We start from the raw sequence: 24,146 nt of genomic DNA on the forward strand, positions 1-24,146 counted from the left end.
ACCTTTCGCTCCACACGTCCCCGATGTCGACCCCGCTCGACCCCCGCGCCGCCGAGCTTCTGAAGCTGCTGGTGGAGCGCTATATCCACGACGGACAGCCGGTGGGTTCGCGCACGCTGTCGCGCGCGGGATCGCTGGACCTGTCGCCGGCTACGATCCGCAACGTGATGGCGGATCTCGATGAACTCGGCTTCGTGGTCTCGCCGCACACCTCGGCCGGTCGCGTGCCGACCGCGCGCGGCTATCGATATTTCATCGACCAGTTGCTGACGCCGGAGCGGCTGGGCGACGCCGAGCAGATGCAGATCGCCGAGACGCTGGCCGGCCCGCCGCGCAAGACCGACGACCTGATGCAGGCCGCGTCGAGTTTGCTGTCCCGGCTCACCGCGATGGCCGGTGTGGTCACCCTGCCGCGCCGCAACCTGTCGATCCTGCGGCGCATCGAATTCCTTCCGCTGTCCGGAAACCGCGTGCTCGCGATCCTGGTGGTCAACCAGCGCGAAGTGCAGAACCGGGTCATCCACACGGATCGTTCCTACGGCGCCGACGAACTCGAGCACTACGCGAACGCGCTCAACGAGACATTCGCGGGTCGTGACCTGGTGGGTCTGCGGCGCGCGCTGCTCGACGAGGCGCAGGACGCGCAGAATCGCGTGAACATCGTCCTGCGCGAAGCCGCCGCCATGGCGGCTCAGGCGGTGGACGACGAGATCCCTCGGGGCGACTACGTGCTCGCCGGCGGCGCCAACCTGATGGGCTTCCAGGAACTCGGCGACGTGATTCGCCTGCGTGGCCTGTTCGAGATCCTGGACCGCAAGCGCGAACTGCTGAACCTGTTCGACCAGTGCCTCAATGCCGACGGCGTGCAGATCTTCATCGGCGAGGAGTCGGGCTACCGGGTGCTCGACGAGGTCAGCGTCGTGACGGCGCCGTACTACTTCAATGGACAGGTCGCCGGCCGGCTCGGGGTCATCGGACCAACGCGCATGGCCTACAGCCGGATCATCCCGCTGGTGAACCAGACGGCCCGGCTGCTGACGGCCGGCCTCAGCGAAGACCGCTGAAGGCATCGCGGTGCTCCCCTCTCCCACAGGGAGAGGGGCCGGGGGGGAGGGAGAGTCTTTCCCCTGGCCTGAGGTCTCCAATCGATAGACTCTCCCTCATCCGCCCCTTCGGGGCACCTTCTCCCTGCGGGAGAAGGAACGGCAGCCGCCGATTTCCCGTCCCTCGTCGCGCGAAGCGCGCAATTTCCGAAAATGGAATTTACTTATATCGTTTCTGGAATTTGACCCTCTGACATTGAGAGGAAAAACACCGGACCCATAAACTGTTCGACCCAATCGATATGCAGGCACCGGCGGCCAACCAGGGCCGGTTATACCCACATGACCATGGAAAAAGCGCCCACCTTCGCCGGGCTGAGTGAAGCCCAGATCCAGGAGCTCAACGAGCGCTACGCGCCGCTGAACTTCGAGCAGCGCCTGCGCCAGCTCTATCTGGATTTCGCGCCGGAAAAGGTCATGTTCACGTCCTCGTTCGCGGCGACCTCGGCCTATTTTCTGCACATCGTGTCGACGATCCGGCCGGACCAGGTCGTCCATTTCATCGACACTGGCTACCACTTCCCGGAAACGGTCGCCTACCGCGACTACCTCGTCGACCTGTTCAAGCTCAAGGTCGTGGACATCAGGGCCGAGGACTGGAAGCACCAGTTCACGCAGCAGGAACAGACCTATCTCAAGGACCCCGACTTCTGCTGCTCGGTGAACAAGGTCGAGCCGCTGGAAGCGGTCAAGCCCAATTTCCACGTCTGGGTGTCGAGCCTGATGCACTGGCAGACGGACCACCGCGCCGGCCTGCCGATCTTCGAAATCCGCCGCGGCATGATCAAGTTCAACCCGATGATCGACGTGACGCGCGAAGAGCGCGACACCTACATCCGCGATCACAAGCTGCCGTTCCACCCGTTGGTGGCCAAGGGCTATCAGTCGATCGGATGCACCCACTGCACCGTGCCGGGCGAAGGCCGGGCCGGTCGTTGGCTCGGCAAGCCGAAGACCGAGTGCGGGCTGCACACCTGACGCCCCCGTAGCCCGGGTGAAACCCGGGAGCTTTTACGAAAGGTGACGAACCGCCCCGGGCTTCACCCGGGCTACCGTGTGGTCGGCAGCAGGTCCTTCAGCGCCTTCCATCCGCCGTCCACGCTCGTGACCTGCGTGTAGCCCATCCTCTGCAGGTTCTGCGCCGCCAGTGCGGACCGGAATCCGCCGCCGCAATACAGATAGAGCGGCTGCGCGCGATCGGGATGTCGCGTTTCGATGTCGCGCTCGATGACGCCCTTGCCCAGATGCTCTGCGCCCTGCACATGGCCCGCGGCGTACTCGCTCTCTTCGCGCACGTCGATCAGCGCTGCGGTCTTGCGCGCCTCGAGCTCGCCGCGCAGGTCGGCAGCGGAAATTTCGCGTACCTCGCGTCGCGCCGCTTCGACCAGCGCGAGAAATCCGGGTGAATGGGCTGCTGCCGCCATGGAACGCTCTCCGGTTCTAGTCCGTTCGGTGGGTGGATTTTAACGGCGTGGGGTGGGCAAGATGCCCCGAACGAGGAGACAAGAAACGGTGCGCATGAAATTCAGGCGAGGCTGGACGTGTGCATTGCTCATCACCGCGCTCGGCACTGCGGTGGCCCAGACCGATCCGATGGGCAAGGCGATCGACGCCACGGTCGAGTCCAACCGCGCCTCGCGCGCCTCGCAGGACAAGATCGACAAGCTCGACGATCAGACGCGCGCGATGCTGGACCGCTACCGTTCGGCGAGCTGGCAGGCCCAGCAGCTCACCGTCTACGCCAACCAGCTGGGCGAGCTGGTCTCCGCACAGGACGCCGAGAAGGCTTCGTTGAACCGCCAGATCGACGAGATGGAACGCACCGAGCGCGAGCTGCTGCCGCTGATGCTGCGCATGGTCGAGGGGCTGGAGAAGTTCATCGCGCTGGACCTGCCGTTCCTTGCCACCGAGCGTCGCGAGCGGCTCGAGTCGGTCAAGAAGCTGATGGGCGATCCGGGCGCGAACAACGCGGACAAGTTCAAGCGCGTCCTCGAAGCCTGGCAGCTGGAAGCCGAGTACGGCCGCTCGCTGGGCGCCGAGCGGATGGAAGTCGAGAACCGCACGGTCGATGTGCTGCGCGTCGGCCGCACGGCGATGTTCTACCTGAGCGCGGACGGCAAGCAGGCCGGCGCCTGGGACGCCGAGCAGAAGAAGTGGGTCGAGCTGCCGCACGAGCACGTCAGCGAAATCCGCCACGGCTTGCGCATGGCGCGTGAGACCGCGGCGCCGGATCTGTTGCGGCTGCCGATGCCCGCGCCGAGGGCGGGCTCGTGAAGGGTCTGCATGCGTGGGCGGCCCTGATGCTGGTGTTCGGCGCCACGCCGGCGCTGGCCCAGCAGAAGGGCATGGATGAGCTGCTCAAGCAGATCCAGCAGGGCTCGCAGCAGGCGTCGCAGCTCAATGCGGAACGCGAGCAGCGTTTTCTTCGCAACAAGAATGAACAGGCGGCGCTGCTCGGCAAGGCCGAGAGTGATTTCGCCGCCGCCAATGCGCGCGCCAACCAGGCCAAGGCACGTTTCGCAGCCGGGCAGGGCGAGATCGCGGAGCTCAAGAAGCGGCTCACCGAACGGGTCGGCGACACCGGTCAGATGTACGCGGCCATCGCGCAATCGGCAGGCGAGTTCCGCGGCCAGGTCGCCGGGTCGCTGGTGACCGCACAGTTTCCGGATCGCATCGGCTTCCTCGACCGCATTGCGCAGGCCGGAGAAATTCCGAGCGTCCAGGACCTCGAGAAGCTGTGGTTCCTGTATGCGCAGGAAGCCGCGGAGAGCGGACGCGTGGCGCGCTTCCCGGCCGAGATCGTCGATGCGCTCGGCGAAAAGGAGAAGGTCGATGTCGTTCGCGTCGGGCTCTTCACCGCGCTGACCGCCGACGGCTACCTGAGCCTGCAGCCGGACACCGGACGCCTAGCATTGCTGGCGCGGCAGCCCGAAGGTCACGGCGGCCTCGCGCGTGATTTCAGCGAGGCCAAGGAGGGCGTCCACCCGGTCGTCATCGATCCGTCGCGCGGCGATCTGCTGCGGCTGATCGCCGAACGTCCGACGGTGGCCGAGCGCGTCCACCAGGGCGGCCTCGTCGGCTACGTGATCATCGCCATCGGTGTGCTCGGCGCCGTGCTCGCGGCCTGGCAATTCGTCTACCTGCTGCTGGTCGGCATCCGCGTGCGCCGACAGCTCGGCAATGTCGGGCAGCCGCGCGAAGACAATCCGCTGGGTCGTGTGCTGGCGAGTCTTCGCGGCGACACCACGCAGGATCCGGAGATTCTCGAGACGCGTCTGTCCGAGGCGGTGCTGCGCGAAACGCCGAAGCTCGAACGCTTCCAGTCGCTGCTGCGCATGATCGTCGCCGCGGGCCCGCTGCTGGGCCTGCTCGGCACGGTGATCGGCATGATCATCACGTTCCAGGTCATCACCGAGGTCGGCGCCGGCGATCCCAAGCTGATGGCCGGCGGCATCTCGCAGGCGATGATCGCGACGGTGCTCGGCCTGATGATCGCGATTCCTCTGTTGTTCGTGAACAGCTTCCTGATGGCGCGCTCACGCACGCTGACGCAGATCCTCGACGAGCAGGCGGCGGGTTTGCTGGCGCAGCGGCTCGAATCCGCCGGGGCGACACGTGCTTGATCTGGTCGTCGAGTCGTTCGCCATCCAGTACGACACGCTCGGCGACTTCCTTGATTCCGGCGGCTGGGTGACGCGCTGGATCCTCGGCGCCTGCGCGGTGCTGATCACCGTGGCGCTCGAGCGCGCGTGGTACCTGTGGCGCATCTATCCGAAGGCACGCGCAGCCGCGCTGGCGCAGTGGAACGCGCGCGGCGAGCGGCATTCGTGGACCGCCCAGCGCATCCGCATCGCGCTGATCTCGCAGCTGCGCGTGGGTCTGGAGTCGGGCCTGCCGATCATCAAGGTGATGGTGCCGATGGCGCCGCTGCTCGGGCTGCTGGGCACCGTGATGGGCATGCTGCAGGTCTTCGATGCGATGGCCATGAGCCGGGGCGGCGATACGCGCGCGATGGCCGACGGCATCTCGCACGCGATGATCGCGACGATGACGGGGCTGGTGGTCAGCGTGATCGGACTGTTCTTCTCGAACCTGTTCGCTTCGCGCGTGCGGGTCGAGGCCGAGCGGCTGAATGATTTGATTGCGCCGGGTTGAACGGGATGACGATCTCAGTTGCCACGCTCTCCCTCACCCGGCGCTTCGCGCCTCCCTCTCCCCGTGGGAGAGGGTTTCTGCTTTCTTCTTCCGTGGGGAGTGGGGCTGGTGGTGAGGGACCGTCGGCCCGGAGTGCGCGCACATGAAATTCCGCCGTCACAACCCGCCGCCCGAAGACACCGGCATCGACCTCGCGCCGATGCTCGACTTCGTCATGAACCTGCTGATCTTCTTCATCATCGCGGCCGCGTTCGTGCAGGAGTCCGGCATCCGCGTGAACAAGCCGTCGGCCAAGACCGCGACGCAGGAGGACAAGACCAGCATCTTCGTGGCGATCTCCGCGCAGAACGAGATCTGGATCAACCGCGAGCACGTCGACATCCGTCGCCTGCGCACGGAGATCGAGCGCATGCGCCGCGACAAGCCCAAGGCGGTCGTCGTCATCCAGGCCGACCAGGATGCGCGCGCGGGCCTGATGGTCGAGGCGATGGACCAGGCGCGGCTGGCCGGCGTGCCGGATGTTTCGATCGCGGCCACGCCCCGATAGATCACGGCGATCGGGCTCCCCACGCATTCATGAGCATTGCCACCCAGCAGGAGCAGGCCGGCGTCCGCTGGGTCGTTCTGCCCCTGCTCGGGCTGTTGCTGACCGCGCTCTTGTTCCTGCTGCTCGGCTGGATCATTCGCGGGCCCGAAGGTGAGGGTCTCGGGCCGCAGCGTGTGCTCGACGCGATCGACATCGCGCGCGTGGAGCCGCCGTCCGAGCAGCCCAAGGACGTCATGAAGACGCTGGAGAACGCGCCGCCGCCTCCGCCGGCCGCGCCTCCGGCGCTCGGCCGGCCCGACCTGCCGGCGCTCGATGTTCCGACGCTCGCGATCGAGCCGGTCGCCGTCGGCAACATCGCCGTGCCGGTGGCACTGGGCGCTTCGGGTTTGTCGCTGGGCAAGGCCGGTTCGTTCGGCGGATTCGGCAGCGGCGGTGCCGGCAGCGGAGCAGGGGCGGGAGGCAGCGAATACGGCGGTGGCGGGTGGAAGGGCAAGCCGCTGACCCCGCTGTCGACGGCGCGCCCGCAGATGCCGGACTGGGCCTGCAAGCAGAAGCTCAACGGCTGGGTCGAAGCGGTCTTCATCGTGATGCCCAACGGCCGCGTGCAGAACATCCGCATCGTCGATGCGGATCCGCGCGGCGTCTTCGAGGCTGCGGCCGTCGAGAGCATCACGAACTGGATCTACGAACCCACCGGCAAGGCCGCCGAAGTGAAGCAGCGCGTGCCGATGAACCACGAAGACTGTGCGTACAACTGGAATTAGTCCGGACGCACCAGCGCCCCAACCCGTAGCCCGGACGAAGTCCGGGAGGGCGGCCCGGATCCGGCTCCCTTTGTGCGACCGAGGCCCCGGACTTCGTCCGGGTTACCTGGCGGGCGTCGGTCTGCTGATGTTGGCCTCGTTTTGCGCGCACGCCGAGCAGTACAAGAGCGAGGTGCGCGAAGTCGCGGCGCCGCCCGAGCAGACGAAGTCGCAGGATCCCGCGACGCTGCTCAAGTCCACGACCGACCCCTACGCGCGCGCGATGCTGCTGCGTGACCTCGCGGCGAGCGCCGTCGAGAAGAAGGACTACAAGGAAGCGCAGCGATTGCTGCAGGAAGCGGTGAAGCTCGGCGCGCTGTCGGGGCCGGCCGCGGAGATGATGAAGAAGGATCTTGCGTCGCTGACCTTGGCGACGGGCGACATCAAGCAGCAGGTGCCTCAGCTCGAAGCGCTGGTGAAGTCCGGTAGCGCAACGCCCGAGATCTTCGTGGCTCTCGGCGCGGCTTATCTGGAAAACAAACGCTACAAGGAGGCCGTGCCGCTGCTGCAGAAAGGCATCGCAGCCACGCCCAAGCCAGATCCGACCTGGCGCAAGGCGCTGGTCGCGGCGCTGATCGGAGCGGGGCAGGAGGCCGACGCGGCCAAATTGCTCGAACAGCAGTTGCGCGGAAATTCGGCGCAGCGCGAGGCTTGGCTGCAGCTGGCGGCGCTGTACCTGAAGGCGGGCAACAAGGAGCGCGCGCAGGCCACGATGGAGATCGCGAGCCGTCTGGGCTATCTGTCCAGCGCTGAAGATCGCCTGCGCCTGGTCACGCTGACCGGACAGATCGGCGCGCCGTTCGAGGCGGGTTCGGTGCTGCAGGGCTGGCTGCAGGGCGGCCAGCTGCCGAAGAATGTCGACAACCAGAAACTGCTCGCCGCGCTGTGGGTTCGAGCGCGCGAACCCAAGCTCGCGCTGGTCGTGCTCAACGACCTGGTTGTCGTGCGTCCGTCGCGTGAGCTGTACGAGCAGATGGCGCAGCTTCACCTCGAACGCGAGGACTACCCGCGCGCCGCGCAAGCGCTGAGCCAGGCGCTGCAGCTCGGCGGGAAGAACGGTCCGCTGTTGATGAGCCTGGGGATGGCGCGCTACCAGCTGGCGGACATCGACGGCGCGCTCGGCGCGTTCCGCGATGCGGGGCAGTTCGCACCGCAGAAGAAGCTGGCGTCGGACTGGATCACCTATCTCGAATCCGGACGCGCGCGCGAGCAGGCGCTGGCATCGGCCGCACAGGCCGCGCGGCGCGAAGCCGACGATGTGGCCTTGAGCCATCGCCTGCTCGGGCCCGGCGTGAACCTGCCGGCGAACGACGCCGCCGTCGTCGCATCGGCCGGCGTGACCCGTGGCACCGTGGCCTCCGCGCGCAGCGCGAGCGGCGAACTGACGCCCATCGGCGCCGAGCGCGACGGCAATGCCGCGGGTTCGATACCGCCGTGGACCGGCGGACTGACGCCTTCGCAGTGGCCCGCCGGCTTCACCAAGGGCCAGCGGCTGATCGATCCGTATCCGTCGGATCGGCCGCAGTTCACGATTACCGCCGCCAACCTGGGCGAGTACAAGCCGCTGTTGTCGATCGGGCATCAGCAACTGCTGGCGCGCTATCCGGGCTATCGACTGCCGGTGTACGTCACGCGCCGCGGCGTGGCCTATCCGCAGGCGATCTACGACGCGAGCCAGGCCAATCTCGGTCGCGCCAAGCTCACCGGCTCGGATGCACTGACGGGCGCCAAGCTCGGCGTGCCGTTCCCCAAGCCGCAGTCCGGCGTCGAAGTGATGTGGAATCACCGCACGCGCTATCGCGGCAATACCGCCGAGGCGCGCAGCCGCCAGTACGTCATCGGTGCCGACGGCAAGCAGACGCTGGACGTGCGCCTCGACGAGCGCGTGTTCTTCCGATACGGCAACACCGCGGATCCGGTGGACATCAGCGCGCAGAACATCCTGCTGTACTACCTGCTGCGCTTCACCGGCGTGGGCATCAACAACTTCGTGGCGCTGGCGCACGAGACGGCGAATTCCGAGAAGGACGCGCGCGCGATCTGGGTCGGGCCGCCGGGAACGGGCAAGCTGTTCCGCGTACCGCCGGTGGGCTACGACCAGCCGTTCCCGGCCACCGACGGCATGTACTTCGTCGACATGATCGACATGTACAACGGCGCGTTCGATCGCTACGTGTGGAAGCTCGTCGGCAAGCGCGAGCTCTATCTGCCGTACAACGGCTATCGGCTTTCGGACGGCAGCCGCAGCTACGCGAGCCTGCTGACGCCGAAGTTCTTCAACCCGGAGGCCACGCGTTACGAGCTGCATCGCGTATGGGTCGTCGAGGCCACCGAACGCGGCGGCAAGAAGCACAGCTTCGGACAGCGCGTGTTCTATGTCGACGAGGATTCGTGGAACGTCGTGCTGGTCGAGAACTACGACCGCGCGGGGAAGCTGTGGCGGTTTCAGGAAGGGCATCTGATTCCGCTGTACGACGTGCTGGCCGCCAACTGTCTGCCGGTGATCACCTACGACCTGCAGGATGGCCGCTACTTCGCGAGCCGCCTGGTGGGACAGGAGACGCCGACGCGCTACGACGTGCCGATGAAGAAGTCGGAGTTCAATCCGGCGGCGGTCGAGGCGCAGTACCTGCGCTAGCGAAAATCCGTGTAGCCCGGGTTAAACCCGGGGATCTCTCGAATACCAAGCGTCATCCCGCTCTTTGGCTTCGCGAAATTCAACGCCCGGGTTACGGGTGAATTCAGGCCGCGGGCGGGGAGCCGCCACCCACGAGCTGCAACGAGGGTCGCACCTTGTTGTCGGCCCATTCGCGGACGCAGTCGCGCTGGTCGTGCTTGGCGCGGTAGAGCGCGACATCGGCCTGGCCGACCATCGCTTCCATCGTGACCGAATCCAGCGGCGTGGCGGTGGCCACGCCCATGCTCACGGTGATGCGTACCTTGCCGGGAATGTGCAGGGCCTTCACGGCTTCGCGCAGATCCTCGGCGCGCGACAGGGCGCTTGCGCGATTGGTGTCGTAGAGGAAGATTGCAAACTCCTCGCCGCCGAGGCGGCCGGCCAGATCGAGCGGTCGCCGCGCGTGTTCCAACACGATGTTCGCGACCTGGCGCAGGCACTCGTCACCCGCAAGGTGTCCGTAGACGTCGTTGAAGCGCTTGAAGTAGTCGATGTCCACGCCCAGCACCGCGACGTTTCGACCTTCGCGGCGCGCCTGGCGAATCAGCTTGTCGCCGCGCGAATAGAACGTGCGGTGGTTGTAGGCGCCGGTGAGGGGGTCGCGCTCCGACATCGACTGCAGCAGTTGCTCGCGCAACCAGGCCACGCGCTGCGTGCGCTCCTGCAGATGGCAACCGATGCTGCTGAGGATCGCGACGCTGGTGATGAAGAACGTGAAGTCGAAGACTTCGAGCGAACTGCGCTGCAAGGTCATCATCAGCATCGGCGCCGTGCTGACCGCCAGCAGTGCCAGCACGTTGGCCTCCGACCACACCAGTCCGAGCAGGAAGAAGTCGTAGAGCAGCTGGATGATCAGGAATTCCAGCGGGATGTCGGCGCCCCGGTGGGCGGCCATGGCGCTGAGCAGCAGCATGCCGGTGGTGTGGAACAGCGCGCCGATGCGCGCGACGATCAGCGTGTAGCGCCAGGATTCGCGCAGGAACGTCGCGATGAAGAGGGCCAGGTTTCCCGGCACCGCGAACGCCACCATGAGGCCCCAGACCTGGGGATCAGAAAATTTTCGCGCGGTGAAGAAGTCGTGGGTGAAGTAGCCCGTGTACAGCAGCATCCCGATGATCATCGCCAGGCGCTGCAGGGTCACCACCGATTCCGCGCGATGCCGCAGGAAGGCGGGTTCCAGATTGCCCGTGAAGGCCAGCGACAACCTCCGGGGCACGCTTCCGCGCCCGCTGTCCAGCCGGTCCAGTTCGGCTTGAACGCCGTTGGGCTCGAGCGTGTTATCGGCGAGGAAATCGTGTCGCATGTACTCGATCGCACAAGAACTGTGCCGCTGTTTCCAGGAAAGGGTGAACGGGATCACAGGTCACGTTTCGGCCGTATCGAACACCCGCTGCGTGCCCGCGCAGCGCCTTCGGTCGGGGCCGACAAGCCGCTGATCTGTTGATCATAGATGACAGTATTGTCGGGTAAAGAAATTGATGGGGCCGCGCGCGGATGGATCTGTGCCCGTGTCCCGGCGTCGGGCCCATGGCGGTTCGGGGAAGGGCCGGCGCCGGCGCCGGGAAACCGCCGTGATCGATGCGACCCTCGACGTGACAATCGTGGTCTATTTTGGACCATTCGAGCCCGAATTCGGGCGAAACGCAATGATCGAAGGATCAGTGCCCTTGTTCGGACCGTGATTTGCCGGCCTCTGCTGCAGATCGCACGAGGGCGAACCCTTAGGAGCAGACCCTGGTGGTGCGCTCAGCCCGCCCGGAGGGCTTCGGCGACCGGCATGCGCGCAGCGCGCAGCGCAGGAAACAGCCCACCGAAAAGCCCGATGACGGCCGCCCAGACGATGCCCTGGACCAGCAGGGCCGGCGTCACGCGAAAATCGAACGCGACCTGGCTGAAAGTCTGACCGTTGAGTGTCGAGATCGTGTAGCCGTTGAACAGCACGAACGCGATCAGGGCGCCGAGAATGCCTCCGGCCAGCGCCAGCACGATCGCCTCGAGCATGATCGAGACCACCACCGGCGCGGCACCGAATCCAAGCGCACGCAGCGTCGCGATCTCGACGCTGCGCGTCGACACCGCGGCGTACATCGTGTTCAGCGCGCCGAACAGCGCACCGATCGCCATGACCACGGCAACGAAGTAGCCCAGTCCGTTGATCAGGTTCGACAGCATCTTCGAGCGCGACGCGTAGTACTTCGGCTCGGACAGCACGTCCACCGTCATCGACGGATCCTTGGTCAGGAAATCCTTGAACGGCTGCAGCTGGCTCTCCGATTCGAGCTGCGCGATCACCGAGGTCGGCGCGCCGCGATTGGCCGCCGACATGATCGCCTCGGCATCGGTCCAGATCTCCGACTCGTGCACGTTGCCGCCGGACTCGAAGATGCCCACGACCTTCCAGCCGTCGCCGCGCACCGCCACGCTGCCGCCGATCGTCAGCCCCTCGAACTCGGCCGCCGCGCCGCGGCCGGCGATGATCTCGCGCATGCCGGAATTGAACATCCGGCCCTCGACGATGCGCACCTCGGGGCGCACAGCCAGCACGTTGGGCTGAGTGCCTCGAACCACCACGTTGGTCGGATCGGTGGCGCCGCGCCGCGGCAGGCTGGTCAGCATGAAGACTTCCGCGGCTGCGATCGGCTTGCCGTCCGCGTCCTTGCGGATGCCTGGCGCCTGTTCGATGGTCGGCACCTGGCTGCGGTAGATCACGCTGGAGAGTTCGTCGTTGGCGCCGCCCCGCAGGACCAGCACGCGATCGGCACGCCCGGTCGACGAGAGCGTCGCGCGAAAACCCTCGGCCATCGCGAGCAAGGCCACCAGCACGCCGACCACGCCGGCGATGCCGATGACGATCACCATCGACGGTCCCAGGCGCGACGGCACGGTGCGCAGATTCAGGGCGGTGACGGCGGTCACCTGGGCAAAGGCGCTGGCCATGGCGGATTCTCGGCTCAGTGGCCCGACAGGGCGTTGACGATGTTCAGCCGCATTGCGCGCAGCGACGGAATCGCGCCGACCACCAGCGCAAGAACGATGGCCGCGCCGAGCGCGAGCGTCCAGACGCCGAGGTTGACCTCGAGCCCCGGCAGGAAGGGCTTCAGGAATCCCGATGCGAACGTCGACAACAGCACGCCGATCACGGCGGCGATCAGGCACAGCAGCGCCGACTCCGCCAGCACCAGCGCCAGCACGCCGCCATCGCGAAAGCCGATCGTCTTGAGCACGGCGAGCTCGGGCACGCGTTCGCGCACCGACTGCATCATCGTGTTGCCGGTGATGATGATCAGGCTGAAGAACGAGGCGCCGATGATCGATGCGATCAGGAACTGGATGTCGCCGAACTGCTTGATGAAGGCGGCGTTGAAGGCCTTGTCGGTTTCGGTCAGCGTTTCCTTCGGCGAGTTCGCGAACAGCTTGTCGATCGAACGGCCGACCGTTTCAGCCTCGGCCGGATTGGCGACCTTGACGTTGTACCAGCCCACGGTGCCCTGGCCGAACGCGCGCGCCTCGTCGAAGTAATCCCATCGGAAGACCATGAAGTCCTCCTGGCCCTTCATCGTCTCGTCGCGTGCGTCCATGACGCCGACGAGCTGGAATTCCCAGGCGTTGCTGCCGCCCTTCTTCGGCCAGATCGTGGCCTGGATCGGAATCGTGTCGCCGATCTTCCAGCCGAACTTCTCCATCAATCCGCGACCGACGATGCAGCTCGTGCGCTCGCGCTTGAACGTCGCGACCTGATCGTCCGCGACGACGAACTCGGGATAGACGTCGTAATAGGTCTCCTGATCGACCGGCATGATCGGGAAGAAATTCGCCTCGCTCTGATACCGCCCGCCGAACCACGTCGCATGCGAGACCTTGTCCACGCCGGGCACCGAGCGGATCTGCTGGTAGTGGCCGTAGGGCAGGATTTCGGTGAACGAATACTTGCCGTGCGTGATCAGGCGGTCGGCGCCCGACATCTCCACGCCCTGGTTGAAAGCGACGTTTACCGCCTGCAGCAGGCCGAACAGCAGGAAGGCCACGACGATCGACAGCATCGTGAAGATCGTTCTCGGCTTGCGGCGCCACAACGTGGCCCACAGCAGCGGAAAGAATTTCATCGGCGTGTTTCGCTCATGCCTGCGCGCCTGCTTCGATCAGCCGGCCCTTGTCCATGTGCAGCTGATGGCCGGCGTATTCGGCAGCGCGCGGATCGTGAGTGACCATGATCAGGGTCTTGCCGTGTTCGCGATTCAGCGTCTGCAGCAGCCCGAGCACTTCGTCGGCGGTCTTGCGATCGAGATCGCCGGTGGGTTCGTCGCAGACCAGCAAGGTCGGATCGGCGACGAGCGCGCGGGCGATGGCGACGCGCTGCGCCTGGCCGCCGGAAAGCTCGGACGGCTTGTGCTTGGCGCGATCCTCGAGCCCCACCACGGTCAGTGCGATCTGCACGCGGCGCGCTCGCTCGGACTTCGAAAGGTGGGTCAGCAGCAGCGGCAGCTCCACGTTCTGGGCGGCGGTGAGCACGGGCAGCAGGTTGTAGAACTGGAAGACGAAGCCGACGTTGCGCGCGCGCCACTGCGCGAGACGTCCACCGGACAAGGTGTCGATGCGCTGGCCGGACACGGTGATCGTGCCGGCGCTGGGCTGATCGAGCCCGCCGATCAGATTGAGCAGCGTGGTCTTGCCGGAACCCGAAGGTCCCATCAGTGCAAGGAAGTCGCCCTGTTCGATGTTCAGCGAAAGCTCGTGCAGGACTTCGATCTTCTCCTTGCCGCGCACGTAGTGCTTCGAGATCCGGTCCAGCGCGATCAGCGTTTCAGCCATGCTCACTACTCCTTGGTCTTGACCGCGACCCTCGCGCCATCGGCGAGCTTCGCGAAATCGCCGATCACCAGCGTCTCGCCGCCGGACAGGCCGGCCGTCACCTCGATGTCGTTGCCGCGGGTGTCGCCCAGCGTCACCGCGCGCCGCTCGGCGGTCTCTCCGCGCAGCATGAAGACGACCGCCTCCTGGGCCCCGCGGTTCACCGCCGATTTGTCGACCAGCACGATCGGACGCGCCGGCTTGCCGCTGTCGTCGGCTTTCTCGGCCATGAAGCTGACGCGCGCGCCCATGTCGGGCAGCACGCGGGGATCTTTCACCTTCAGCGCGATGCGGACTTTCACGGTGGCCTTGCTGCGATCGGCCGTCGGGATCACGGCGATGACTTCGGACGGGATCTTCCAGTCCGGATAGGCATTGAGCGTGCTCTGAGCCTCCTGGCCGGCATGCACGCGATTGATGAAGTTCTCGTTGACGTCGACTTCGACTTCCAGCGATTCCATGTCGACCAGCGTGCCGATCCCGGTGCGGGTGCCGTCGCCGCCGGCGGACAGCGGCGAGATCATCTCGCCGGGCTGCGCGTTCTTCACGGTGATCACGCCGGCGAACGGGGCGCGCACGATCGTGTCGTCGAGTTCCTGCTGCTGCACGGAGACGCTGCGTTCGGAGACGGTGACGTTGCGGCGCGTGCTCTCCAGACGTGCGCGCAGCGAGTCGGCATTGGCCTGTGCGTTGTCGAGCGCCGACTGGCTGAGCAGCTGACGCCCCGCCAGCTCCTTCGTGCGCTTGAGATTGCGGTCGGCCTCGACGAGTTGCACCTGCACTTCGGTGAGCTGCGCCTTCGAGGCTTCCATCTGCGAACGCGACAGCTCCAGTTGCGCGCGCAGATTCGAATCGTCGATGCGCGCCAGCACCTGGCCCTGCTCCACGCGAGTGCCTTCCTCGATCATCAGCTCGACGACCTTGCCGGTGACCTTCGACGAAACCGTGGCGCGGCGGCGTGCGACGACATAGCCCGACGCATCGAGCACCGAACCGGCACCGGCAGCGCCCGAACCCTGAGCGCGGGCCGTCGTCGTCGTGACGGGGATGGCCGGGTCCGGGCGCAGGAACCATCCACCGAGGCCCACGAGCAATGCGATCACCACGACGATCGCGACGAGGCGGCCTTTTCCGGAAGACGGTTCCTCGAGCGGGCCGCGGTCGATCTTGAGGCTGCCGAGCAGCGCCGACTTGTCTTGCATCGAAACGTTTCGGAAAGAAAGTCTGGCTAGCTTGGCAGCTTCAGGTGGGCTTTCCCAATGCGCCGCAATCCCGTGGCCCCGTAGCCCGGGCGAAGCCCGGGGTCGCGCGCCATCTGCGAGGGGACCCCCCGGCTTCGCCCGGGCTACGTCTGTTGCTCAGGTATCGAAGTCGACGCGCACGCTTTCGCCGGTTTCGAGCTTCACATTGGCGCCCTCGAAGAAGTCGATGTCCTCGTCCTCCGACGGCAGGCGGCCGTTCTCGAACTGGCCCTCGCAGGTGAATGCGAGCGTGTAGTCGCCGGGCGGAAGATAGTCGAGCAGATAGCTGCCGGCCGCTCCGGTACCGCGGCGTACGATGGGTGCCGTGGCGTAGGGCTCCACGCCCGCGCCGTCGCGCTCATCCGGTTCGATGTCGCGTCCGGCGAACGCATAGACCAAGGCCGTGCCCGTACGGCAGGCGGCGTCGGAGAATCGTGAGGCCGGGATATTGCCGCTCACGCTCGAGGCGTCGCCGACCTCCATCACGCGGATCAGCGGGTCCAGCGTGAAGCCGGCCTCGTCCTCCTTTTCGGAAAGCGACAGCACCAGGTCGAGTGCGACGACCAGCGATGTCGTCTTGTCGTCGTCCTTGTCGATGTTGAAGGACACCGGCGAGAACAGCACGGTGGCCGTACCGGCCTCGATCGCTTCGTCCGGCCGTCCCGGGCGGGTGACTTCGCCCAAGTCGTCGTCGTCCGCCAGCAGCAGCTTGAAACCGTCGTAGCGACCGCCGTCGATCTTGCTGTCGGACAGCAGGTCTTCTGGAACCGGATCGACCGTCGAGTCCACCAGGTACACGCCGGTGGAGCTGCGCGTCAGCTTGTCGGTGTTGCCGTCGGTCTTGCGCAGCTCCACGCCTTCGAGCCGCAGCGTGACCTTGGCGTCCTCGTCGGCCAGCGGCGTGGCGACGAGATCGACGTTGAACGAAGGCTCGCAGCCGGCGAGCAGGACGGCGAGGGCGGCAAGGGCGATTCGTAGGCGCATGCGGGGGAGTGTGGCAGTCGGACGACTCAATTCAAATGGTGGAGCAGCGGTCGGAAAAGGGCGGCCGAGACCGCGGCCCGTAGCCCCGGCGAAGTCTGGGATTCCCCTCGCATGCGCAGCGCGCCCCGGCTCTTTCGCTTCGCGAAATTCGACGCCCGGGCTACGCGTTACGCGCGATCGCGTGCCGAGGCGGCGTGGGCCTGCAGGCCTTCGGCGTCCGCGATGGTCCCGGCGATCTTCGCCATCACCCGTGCGCCATCCGGCGAGCACTCGATCAGGCTCGTGCGCTTCTGGAATTCGTAGACGCCCAGCGGGTTGGAGAAACGTGCGGCACGCGATGTCGGCAGCACGTGGTTCGGACCTGCGCAGTAGTCGCCGAAGGCTTCGGGCGTATGGCGGCCGAGAAAGACGGCGCCGGCGTGACGGACGCGATCGAGCAGCGCGCGCGGATCGTCCACCGCCAGTTCGAGATGCTCGGGCGCGATGCGGTTGGAGACGTCCACCGCCTCCTCGAGCGAGCGCGCCCTGATCAGCGCGCCGCGATTGCCGATCGACGCGCGCACGATCTCGTGACGCGGAAGGGTGGTGACGCGCTCGTCCATCGCATCCGACACCTTTTCGAGGAAGGCCGCGTCGGGCGAGATCAGCACCGACTGCGCGTCCTCGTCGTGCTCGGCCTGGCTGAACAGGTCCATCGCGATCCAGCGCGGGTCGCTGCCGGCATCCGAGATGACGACGATCTCCGAAGGCCCTGCGATCGAATCGATGCCGACCTGGCCGAACACGATGCGCTTGGCCGCGGCCACGTAGGCGTTGCCGGGCCCGACGATCTTGTCCACCGCGGGGACGCTCTGCGTGCCGTAGGCCAAGGCCGCCACGGCCTGCGCACCGCCGATGCGGAACACGCGATCCACGCCCGCGAGATACGCGGCGCCGAGCACCGCGGCGTTGGTTTCGCCGTTGGGCGTGGGCACCACCATGATGATTTCAGGGACGCCGGCGACCTTCGCGGGCACCGCGTTCATCAGCACCGAGGACGGATAGGCCGCCTTGCCGCCCGGAACGTAGATGCCGACGCGATCCAGCGGCGTGATGCGCTGGCCCAGGCGATTGCCGTGGCTGTCGCCGAATTCGAAGGGCTGCAGGGGCTGGCGTTCCGCGTACGCGCGGATCCGGGCATGCGCCTGCTCCAGCGCGGCCTTCAGCTCGGCCGACAGGCCGAGCCATGCGGCTTCGAGTTCCGCGCGGCCCAGTTCGAGCTGCGCCGCCGAGTTCCAGGCGGAGCGGTCGAAGCGGTTGGTGGCCTCCAGCAGCGCCGCGTCTCCGCGCGTGCGCACGTCGGAGACGATGCGCTCGACCGCCTGCGTGACCTGCGGGTCCTGCGTCGGCGCGCGATCCAGCAGGCGCCCGAGCCGCTCGTCGAAATCGGCGTCCGCCGTGTCGAGACGGTTCGTCTTCATGGCCTCAGGCCGCCGCCCTGAGCGTCTGCAGCCGCGCCAGCAGGTCGCGCAGCGCGGCGTGCTTCATCTTCATCGAGGCCTTGTTGACGACGACGCGCGAACTGACCTGGCAGATGATCTCGGTCTCGACCAGACCATTGGCCTTGAGCGTGTTGCCGGTGGCGACCAGGTCCACGATCAGGTCGGCCAGGCCCACCAGCGGGGCCAGCTCCATCGAGCCGTAGAGCTTGATGATCTCCACCTGTTCGCCGCGGGCGGCGAAGAAGCGGCGCGTGATCTCGGGGTACTTGGTGGCCACGCGCACGCGGCGGCGCAGCGTCGTCGGCGTGCCGGGCGGCCGGTCGAACGGCGAACCCTTGACGACGGCGATCGACAGCCGGCACTTGGCGATATCCAGGTCCATCGGCTCGTACAACGCCTCGCCGCCGTGCTCCATCAGCACGTCCTTGCCGACGATTCCCAGGTCGGCCGCGCCGTGCTCGACGTACGTCGGCACGTCAGTGGGGCGGATGATCAGGAAGTGCAGGTTCGGATCGCGCGACGGCACGCGCAGCAGGCGATCGATGTCGCCGGCCGGCGCAAGGCCGAGGCGGTCGAGCATCGGCAGGCAATCTTCGAGGATGCGGCCCTTGGAGAGGGCCAGCGTGAGCGAGGTCATGAGGACCGCGGAGCGTCAAAAGGGGCGCAATTCTAGCGGGGAATGGACCCGTGGCGCGGCGTGATCGTCCGGCCCGCCCGGATGGAGCCGATCATGAATCGACCGGGGCCCCTGCATTCACGGATTTGTCAGAGCCGGCTAACCATCATCGCGCCCGTCACCTAGCCAGTCCGGGCCGCCGATGCGTCGCACGTGGAAGATGATTCGCGGATCGATCGCGGCGGGCGCCTCATGGAAGGTCGTACGCCTGCCGGAGCCGGTCGCGCCGGCCGCGCGCGAGCACTACCTGGTGTTCGCCGCGGCCATCAAGAACGAGGCCGACTTCCTGCCCGAATGGATCGAATTCCACCGGCACGTCGGCGTCGACCGGTTCGTGCTCTACGATAACGGCAGCACCGACCACACCGTCCGGGTGCTGGAGCCTTACGTCCGCAGCGGCATCGTGCAGCTCATCCCCTGGCAGAACTTCTCGTACTGGATGAACCAGCAGCGCGCCGCCTTCGCGCATGCGCTGGCCAACTTCGGTCCGCGCACGACCTGGATGGGTTTCTTCGACGTCGACGAGTTCGTGTTTCCCACCCATCGTGCGCAGCTACGCGATGTCCTGCATCCGCGCGAACACCTGCCGGCGCTGTGCGTGGCGGGCGTCAATTTCGGGACTGCGGGCCATCTGGTGCGTCCGGCCGGCAGCGTGCTGCGCAACTTCCGCATGGGCGTGCCGATGGAGCGGCAGCGCGAGGTCGTCGCGCTGATGAACACCAAGTGCTTCGTGCGGCCCGAGCGCGTGGCCGCGGTGCCCAGCGTGCACTGGTTCGAGCTGCGCGGCGACGCGGCGCGCGCGTATACCGAGCATGGCGTGCCGCTGCGCCACCGTCCTTACGATCAGCCCGAAGCGCTGAGCGTGGACGTCATTCGATACAACCATTATTTCTCGAAGGCGCGCGAGGATTTTGCGCGCAAGATCGCCGGTACCGACGCGCGCGGGCCGATGTGGAACGGCAACGCGGCGTCGAAGACGCGGATGCTCGACGCCATCGAGGCACTGGCGGTCGAGGACCATGCGATCGATCACGTGCTCGATGGGTTCGCGTGGCTGAATGCGGTGGAGTCTTCGGCGCTGCGGCCGCGCACTTTCGACTTCGCCGCCGCCAGGGCCGCATAACCCGTAGCCCGGACGAAGTCCGGGATTGCGCTCCGTATTCGAGGAGAACCCCGCTCTTTCGCTTCGCGAAATTCAACGTCCGGGCTACGGTTAGCGCAATTGCTTCCACAGAAAGCTGTACGACAGCGCATCCATGTAGGCCTTCTGCCGATTGTTCGCCGCGCCGCCGTGGCCGCCTTCGATGTTCTCGTAGTACAGCACCGGCTGGCCCAGCTCGAGCAGGCGCGCCGTCATCTTGCGCGCGTGCGCCGGGTGCACACGATCATCGCGCGTCGATGTCGTGATCAGCGCGTTCGGGTATTTCACGCCGGGCCGCAGGTTCTGGTACGGCGAGTAGCGCGACAGGTATTCCCATTGCGCCGGGTCGTCCGGGTTCCCGTACTCGCTCATCCAGCTCGCACCCGCCAGCAGCAGGTGATAGCGGCGCATGTCGAGCAGCGGAACCTGGCAGACGACCGCGCCGAACAGTTCGGGATGCTGGGTCATGGCCACGCCCATCAGCAGGCCGCCGTTGCTGCCGCCCTGGATGCCCAGGTGCCGCGGGGACGTCACGCCGCGCTGGATCAGGTCCTGCGCGATGGCGGCGAAGTCGTCGTAGGCGCGCTGGCGGTTCTGCTGCACCGCCGCCTGGTGCCAGGGCGGGCCGAACTCGCCGCCGCCGCGGATGTTGGCCAGGACGAAGGTGCCGCCGCGCTCCAGCCAGGCCGCGCCGACGGCCGCGTGATAGCCCGGCGTCAGCGCGATCTCGAAGCCGCCGTAGCCGTACAGCAGCGTCGGATTCCTGCCGTCGGTCTTCATGCCGGCGCGGCCGACCTGGAAGTAGGGGACTTTCGTGCCGTCCTTCGAGACGGCCTCGCGCTGCTCCACCTCGATACCGTCCGCCTTGAAGAACGCGGGGAGCTGCTTGAGCGTGCGGTGCCCGTCGCGGCCCAGCACGCCGTCGAGAAGGCGCGTTGGCAAAGTGAAGCTCTCGGTGGTCAGCAGGTAGCTGTCGGACTCCTCGTCGTTGAGCGCCGCCGCCTCGGCCTCGCCGAACTCGGGCACCGCCACCGGCCGCGCACTCCAGCGGCCACGGGCGTACCTCATCTCGGTGACGCGGCCGCGCACTCGGTCGAGCTGGTTGAGCAGCAGACCGCTGCGGACCTTCGAATAGCCGATCAGCGAAACTTTCTCGCTGGGCGCGAACAGGATGTCGAACCTGCGCTGACCCTCGATGAACGCGACCAGCGGAATCGCGATCAGGCTGTTGGCCACGTAACGATGGCCGATGATCTCCCAGTCGCTGCGCAACTGGAGCAGCAACTGGTCCTGGAACAGGCTCAGGTCGGCGTCGACGGGAACGTCGAGCTTCGCCAGATGCTCCCCCGAGCGCAGGAAGTACTCGAACTCGAAGAACGTGATTGCGCGCTGCACGATTTCACGCTGCCGCCCCGGCTCGTTCTGAACGTCGATGCCGACGGCGACATCCTCGACCTTGGCTTCGTAGACGACGCGCGCCGCCGGCAGCGCCGTGCCGCGCTTCCATTCGCGCACGATCCGCGGATATCCCGACGAGGTGAGATCCGAGGGCGTGGTGTCGGTGGCGACCAGCACGCTGTCCACGTTGCGCCAGACGATCTCGTGCTTGCCCTCCGGCAGTTCGAAACCCTTGGCGACGAAGCGGCGCGTACCCGTGTCGAATTCGCGCAGGACGTGCGCATCGGCGCCGCCGCGCGACAGTTTCAGCAGGCAGCGGTGATATTTCGGATACAGGCATTCCGCACCCTTCCAGACCCAGTTCTCCTTTTCCGACGTCGACAGCGCGTCGAGATCCAGCACGGTCTCCCAGCGCGGTGTGGCTTTGCGGTACTCGTCCGGCCGGGTGCGACGCCACAGGCCGCGCGGGTGCTGCGCGTCCTTCCAGAAGTTGTAGAGCCAGCCATCGCGCAGCGAGACGGCGGGAATCCGCGCGTTGGAGTCGTAGATGGCGAGCAGGCGATCGTAGATCGGCGTGAAATCGGGCGAGGCCTCGAGTTCCTTCTGCGATATCGCGTTGCGCGCACGGACCCAGTCGAGCGACTTCGCGGCCTCGACGTCCTCGAGCCACAGGTAGGGATCGGCGGACTCCGCGGCGTGGCCGGCGGATGCCGACAGCACCAGCAGGAGCGCGGCCGCGACGGTGTGCAGGAACCTCATGATCGACCCCCGGAGAAGATCGGTCGACGGTAGCGGGCAAGGCGCTTGCGTAGCAAACCGCGGGAATGCGCCATTGCCGCACCCCGAGATCGTCGCCGCTGTTCCCCGTCGTCCAATTACGGACACAATGTTCCATGGCCTACACCTCCCGCATCGGTGTTCGCGGATATCGCTTCGAGAGCCTCGGCGAGCTGCTGGCCAAGGCCTCGCCCGAGCGCTCGGGCGATCATCTCGCTGGCATCGCCAGCGCCAGCGCCGAAGAGCGCATGGCCGCGCGGCTCGCGCTCGCCGAGGTGCCGCTGCTTCGCTTCTGCGAAGAACTGCTGATCCCGGCCGAAGACGACGAAGTCACGCGCCTGATCTGCGATCGCTTCGATCGCGCTGCTTTCCAGCCGATCGCCAGCCTCGACGTCGGCGCGTTCCGCGATTGGCTGTTGTCGGATGCCGTCGACGGCGCCGTGCTGAATGCGCTCGCGCCGGGACTGATGCCCGAGATGCTGGCCGCCGTGAGCAAGCTGATGCGCAACCAGGATCTGGTGCTGACCGCGCGCAAGGTCCGGGTGGCGACGCGCTTTCGCAACACGCTCGGCGGCGCCGGCGTGCTGTCGGTACGCCTGCAGCCCAATCACCCCACCGACGATGCACGCGGCGTTGCGGCATCCATCCTGGATGGCCTGATGTTCGGTTGCGGCGATGCGTGCATCGGCATCAACCCGGCGAGCGACGAACCCGAACGCCTCGCTCCGCTGTGGCGCCTGCTCGACGAGCTGATCGCCCGCTTCGAGATTCCGACGCAGTCCTGCGTGCTGGCGCACGTGACGCGCCAGATCGCGGCGATCGAGGCGGGTCTTCCGCTGGATCTGGTGTTCCAGTCCATCGGCGGAACTGAAGGCCTGAATCGCAGCTTCGGTATCGATCTGGCGCTGCTGCGCGAAGCACATGACGCCGGACGATCGCTGCGTCGCGGGGCCGTGGGCGACAACGTGATGTACTTCGAGACCGGGCAGGGCAGTGCGCTGTCCGCCGGTGCGCATCACGCCATCGATCAGCAGACGCTGGAAGCCCGCGCGTACGCCGTTGCGCGCGAGTTCGAGCCGCTGCTCGTCAACACCGTCGTCGGCTTCATCGGGCCCGAGTACCTGTACGACGGCAAGCAGATACTGCGCGCGGCGCTGGAGGATCACTTCTGCGGAAAGCTGATGGGGCTGCCGATGGGCGTGGACGTCTGCTACACCAACCACGCCGAGGCGGACCAGGACGACATGGACACGCTGCTGACGGTGCTCGGCACGGCCGGCGTGAACTACATCATGGGCGTGCCCGGCGCCGACGATGTGATGCTCAACTATCAATCGACCAGCTTCCACGACGCCCTGTATGTGCGTCGTGCGCTGGGATTGCGGCCGGCGCCCGAGTTCGAAGCCTGGCTCGAGAAGCAGGGCATCGTCGACGCCACCGGCACGCCGATCGCGGATGGCCGCATGGCGGCGCTGAGCGACCTGCGTGCTTTCGTCGACGGACGCAGCGCATGAGCGATCAGAAGAAGCCGCTCGCGGTGCCGGTGCCCGGCGTCATCGAGCCGTCGCCGGCCTGGGCGGAACTCGCGGGCCTGACGCCGGCGAGAGTCGCGCTGGGCCGCAGTGGCGTGAGTCTTCCGACGCGCGAGGTGATGTCGTTCGGCGTGGCCCACGCCCGTGCACGCGACGCGGTGCACGCGGAGCTCGATGTCGCGAAGCTTCGGGAAGAGTTGGCGGCCGATGGCTGGACGGCGATCGAGGTCACCAGCGCCGCGACGACGCGCACCGCCTTTCTCGCGCGGCCGGACTGGGGACGCCGGCTCGACGACGAATCGAACAAGAAGCTGGCAGCGATTCCGCGAGAAAAGCCGGACCTGGTCTTCGTGTTGAGCGACGGCCTGTCTGCGCTGGCGCTGCACAGCCACGCCTCGCGTTTGCTGCGCACGCTGAAGCCCAAGCTTGCCGATCTGCGCGTCGCGCCGATCGTCATCGCCACGCAGGCGCGCGTGGCGCTCTCCGACGAGGTCGGGCAGTTTCTCGGGGCGGGTATCGCGGTGAGCCTGATCGGCGAGCGTCCGGGACTGTCCACCCCCGATAGCCTGGGCGCGTATCTCACGGCCGACCCGCGCGTGGGTCGCAGTGATGCGCAGCGCAACTGCATCTCGAACATCCACGGCGCGGGCCTGAGCTACGAGACGGCTGCCGCGCAGATCGAGGCGTTGATTCGTACCGCCCACGCCTCCGGCGTCAGCGGGGTCACATTGGCCAAGCGCCTCGCCGCCCCAAGGGAGTCCCCGTAGCCCGGACGAAGCCCGG

General features: G+C 66.8%; 21 protein-coding genes. 11 read left to right on the top strand and 10 right to left on the bottom strand.

The window, feature by feature from the left end; all coding sequences use genetic code 11:
* Positions 1-23: 23 nt before the first annotated feature.
* Together hrcA and DFR24_RS00715 are read left to right on the top strand one after the other, a co-directional pair.
* Positions 24-1,064: a heat-inducible transcriptional repressor HrcA gene (gene hrcA, locus DFR24_RS00710; protein ID WP_133879438.1), complete on the top strand. Its 1,041-nt coding sequence runs from the start codon at positions 24-26 to the stop codon at positions 1,062-1,064.
* A gap of 321 nt (positions 1,065-1,385) precedes the next feature.
* Positions 1,386-2,081 carry a phosphoadenylyl-sulfate reductase gene (locus tag DFR24_RS00715; protein WP_133879439.1) on the top strand — a complete coding sequence of 232 codons (696 nt, stop codon included), beginning with the start codon at positions 1,386-1,388 and terminating at the stop codon, positions 2,079-2,081.
* A gap of 71 nt (positions 2,082-2,152) precedes the next feature.
* Here DFR24_RS00715 and DFR24_RS00720 read toward each other — a convergent pair whose 3' ends face one another.
* On the bottom strand, positions 2,153-2,527 hold the full coding sequence (locus DFR24_RS00720) for a rhodanese-like domain-containing protein (RefSeq protein WP_133879440.1): 375 nt from the start codon (positions 2,525-2,527) through the stop codon (positions 2,153-2,155).
* 94 nt (positions 2,528-2,621) lie between these two features.
* On the opposite strand from DFR24_RS00720, the gene DFR24_RS00725 reads away from it, so the two are divergent.
* From DFR24_RS00725 to DFR24_RS00750, 6 genes are all read left to right on the top strand, one after another.
* A complete protein-coding gene (locus tag DFR24_RS00725) occupies positions 2,622-3,377 on the top strand; it encodes a DUF3450 domain-containing protein (protein WP_133879441.1) in 756 nt (251 codons plus the stop codon).
* On the top strand, positions 3,374-4,726 hold the full coding sequence (locus DFR24_RS00730; protein ID WP_246051459.1) for a MotA/TolQ/ExbB proton channel family protein: 1,353 nt from the start codon (positions 3,374-3,376) through the stop codon (positions 4,724-4,726). Before DFR24_RS00725 ends, DFR24_RS00730 begins: the two co-directional genes overlap by 4 nt.
* Entirely contained in the window at positions 4,719-5,258 is a 540-nt protein-coding gene (locus DFR24_RS00735; protein WP_246051461.1) for a MotA/TolQ/ExbB proton channel family protein, read from the top strand. Before DFR24_RS00730 ends, DFR24_RS00735 begins: the two co-directional genes overlap by 8 nt.
* Before the next feature lie 142 nt (positions 5,259-5,400).
* Entirely contained in the window at positions 5,401-5,805 is a 405-nt protein-coding gene (locus DFR24_RS00740) for an ExbD/TolR family protein (RefSeq protein WP_133879442.1), read from the top strand.
* A gap of 29 nt (positions 5,806-5,834) precedes the next feature.
* The gene (locus DFR24_RS00745) at positions 5,835-6,569 is read left to right on the top strand and encodes an energy transducer TonB (protein WP_133879443.1); all 735 of its coding nucleotides are present in this window, start codon (positions 5,835-5,837) and stop codon (positions 6,567-6,569) included.
* A 127-nt stretch (positions 6,570-6,696) separates the two neighbouring features.
* Positions 6,697-9,246, top strand: a complete 2,550-nt coding sequence (locus tag DFR24_RS00750) for a DUF1329 domain-containing protein (protein ID WP_133879444.1) — start codon at positions 6,697-6,699, stop codon at positions 9,244-9,246.
* 103 nt (positions 9,247-9,349) lie between these two features.
* Here DFR24_RS00750 and DFR24_RS00755 read toward each other — a convergent pair whose 3' ends face one another.
* From DFR24_RS00755 to hisG, 8 genes are all read right to left on the bottom strand, one after another.
* Entirely contained in the window at positions 9,350-10,588 is a 1,239-nt protein-coding gene (locus DFR24_RS00755; RefSeq protein WP_133879445.1) for a GGDEF domain-containing protein, read from the bottom strand.
* Between the two features lie 443 nt (positions 10,589-11,031).
* A complete protein-coding gene (locus DFR24_RS00760; protein ID WP_133879446.1) occupies positions 11,032-12,222 on the bottom strand; it encodes an ABC transporter permease in 1,191 nt (396 codons plus the stop codon).
* 14 nt (positions 12,223-12,236) lie between these two features.
* Positions 12,237-13,388: an ABC transporter permease gene (locus DFR24_RS00765; RefSeq protein ID WP_133879447.1), complete on the bottom strand. Its 1,152-nt coding sequence runs from the start codon at positions 13,386-13,388 to the stop codon at positions 12,237-12,239.
* Between the two features lie 13 nt (positions 13,389-13,401).
* On the bottom strand, positions 13,402-14,094 hold the full coding sequence (locus tag DFR24_RS00770; RefSeq protein ID WP_133879448.1) for an ABC transporter ATP-binding protein: 693 nt from the start codon (positions 14,092-14,094) through the stop codon (positions 13,402-13,404).
* A gap of 5 nt (positions 14,095-14,099) precedes the next feature.
* Entirely contained in the window at positions 14,100-15,335 is a 1,236-nt protein-coding gene (locus DFR24_RS00775; RefSeq protein WP_133879449.1) for an efflux RND transporter periplasmic adaptor subunit, read from the bottom strand.
* A 156-nt stretch (positions 15,336-15,491) separates the two neighbouring features.
* Positions 15,492-16,358: a carboxypeptidase-like regulatory domain-containing protein gene (locus DFR24_RS00780; protein ID WP_133879450.1), complete on the bottom strand. Its 867-nt coding sequence runs from the start codon at positions 16,356-16,358 to the stop codon at positions 15,492-15,494.
* A 167-nt stretch (positions 16,359-16,525) separates the two neighbouring features.
* The gene (gene hisD / locus DFR24_RS00785) at positions 16,526-17,818 is read right to left on the bottom strand and encodes a histidinol dehydrogenase (protein ID WP_133879451.1); all 1,293 of its coding nucleotides are present in this window, start codon (positions 17,816-17,818) and stop codon (positions 16,526-16,528) included.
* A gap of 4 nt (positions 17,819-17,822) precedes the next feature.
* A complete protein-coding gene (gene hisG, locus DFR24_RS00790) occupies positions 17,823-18,476 on the bottom strand; it encodes an ATP phosphoribosyltransferase (RefSeq protein WP_133879452.1) in 654 nt (217 codons plus the stop codon).
* Between the two features lie 181 nt (positions 18,477-18,657).
* Here hisG and DFR24_RS00795 point away from each other — a divergent pair, with 181 nt between their 5' ends.
* Positions 18,658-19,638, top strand: coding sequence for a glycosyltransferase family 92 protein (locus tag DFR24_RS00795; RefSeq protein WP_133879453.1), 981 nt, complete (start codon positions 18,658-18,660; stop codon positions 19,636-19,638).
* A 90-nt stretch (positions 19,639-19,728) separates the two neighbouring features.
* Here the strand turns inward: DFR24_RS00795 and DFR24_RS00800 are convergent, their stop codons facing one another.
* Positions 19,729-21,813 (bottom strand): prolyl oligopeptidase family serine peptidase, encoded by a 2,085-nt coding sequence (locus DFR24_RS00800; protein WP_133879454.1) that lies wholly within the window; start codon positions 21,811-21,813, stop codon positions 19,729-19,731.
* A gap of 134 nt (positions 21,814-21,947) precedes the next feature.
* Here DFR24_RS00800 and DFR24_RS00805 point away from each other — a divergent pair, with 134 nt between their 5' ends.
* A complete protein-coding gene (locus DFR24_RS00805; protein WP_133879455.1) occupies positions 21,948-23,345 on the top strand; it encodes an ethanolamine ammonia-lyase subunit EutB in 1,398 nt (465 codons plus the stop codon).
* The gene (eutC, locus tag DFR24_RS00810; RefSeq protein WP_133879456.1) at positions 23,342-24,130 is read left to right on the top strand and encodes an ethanolamine ammonia-lyase subunit EutC; all 789 of its coding nucleotides are present in this window, start codon (positions 23,342-23,344) and stop codon (positions 24,128-24,130) included. The genes DFR24_RS00805 and eutC overlap by 4 nt, the downstream gene beginning before the upstream one ends.
* Positions 24,131-24,146: the final 16 nt, after the last annotated feature.

It is taken from the genome of Panacagrimonas perspica (assembly GCF_004364935.1).
Taxonomy (GTDB): Bacteria; Pseudomonadota; Gammaproteobacteria; order Nevskiales; family Nevskiaceae; genus Panacagrimonas; species Panacagrimonas perspica.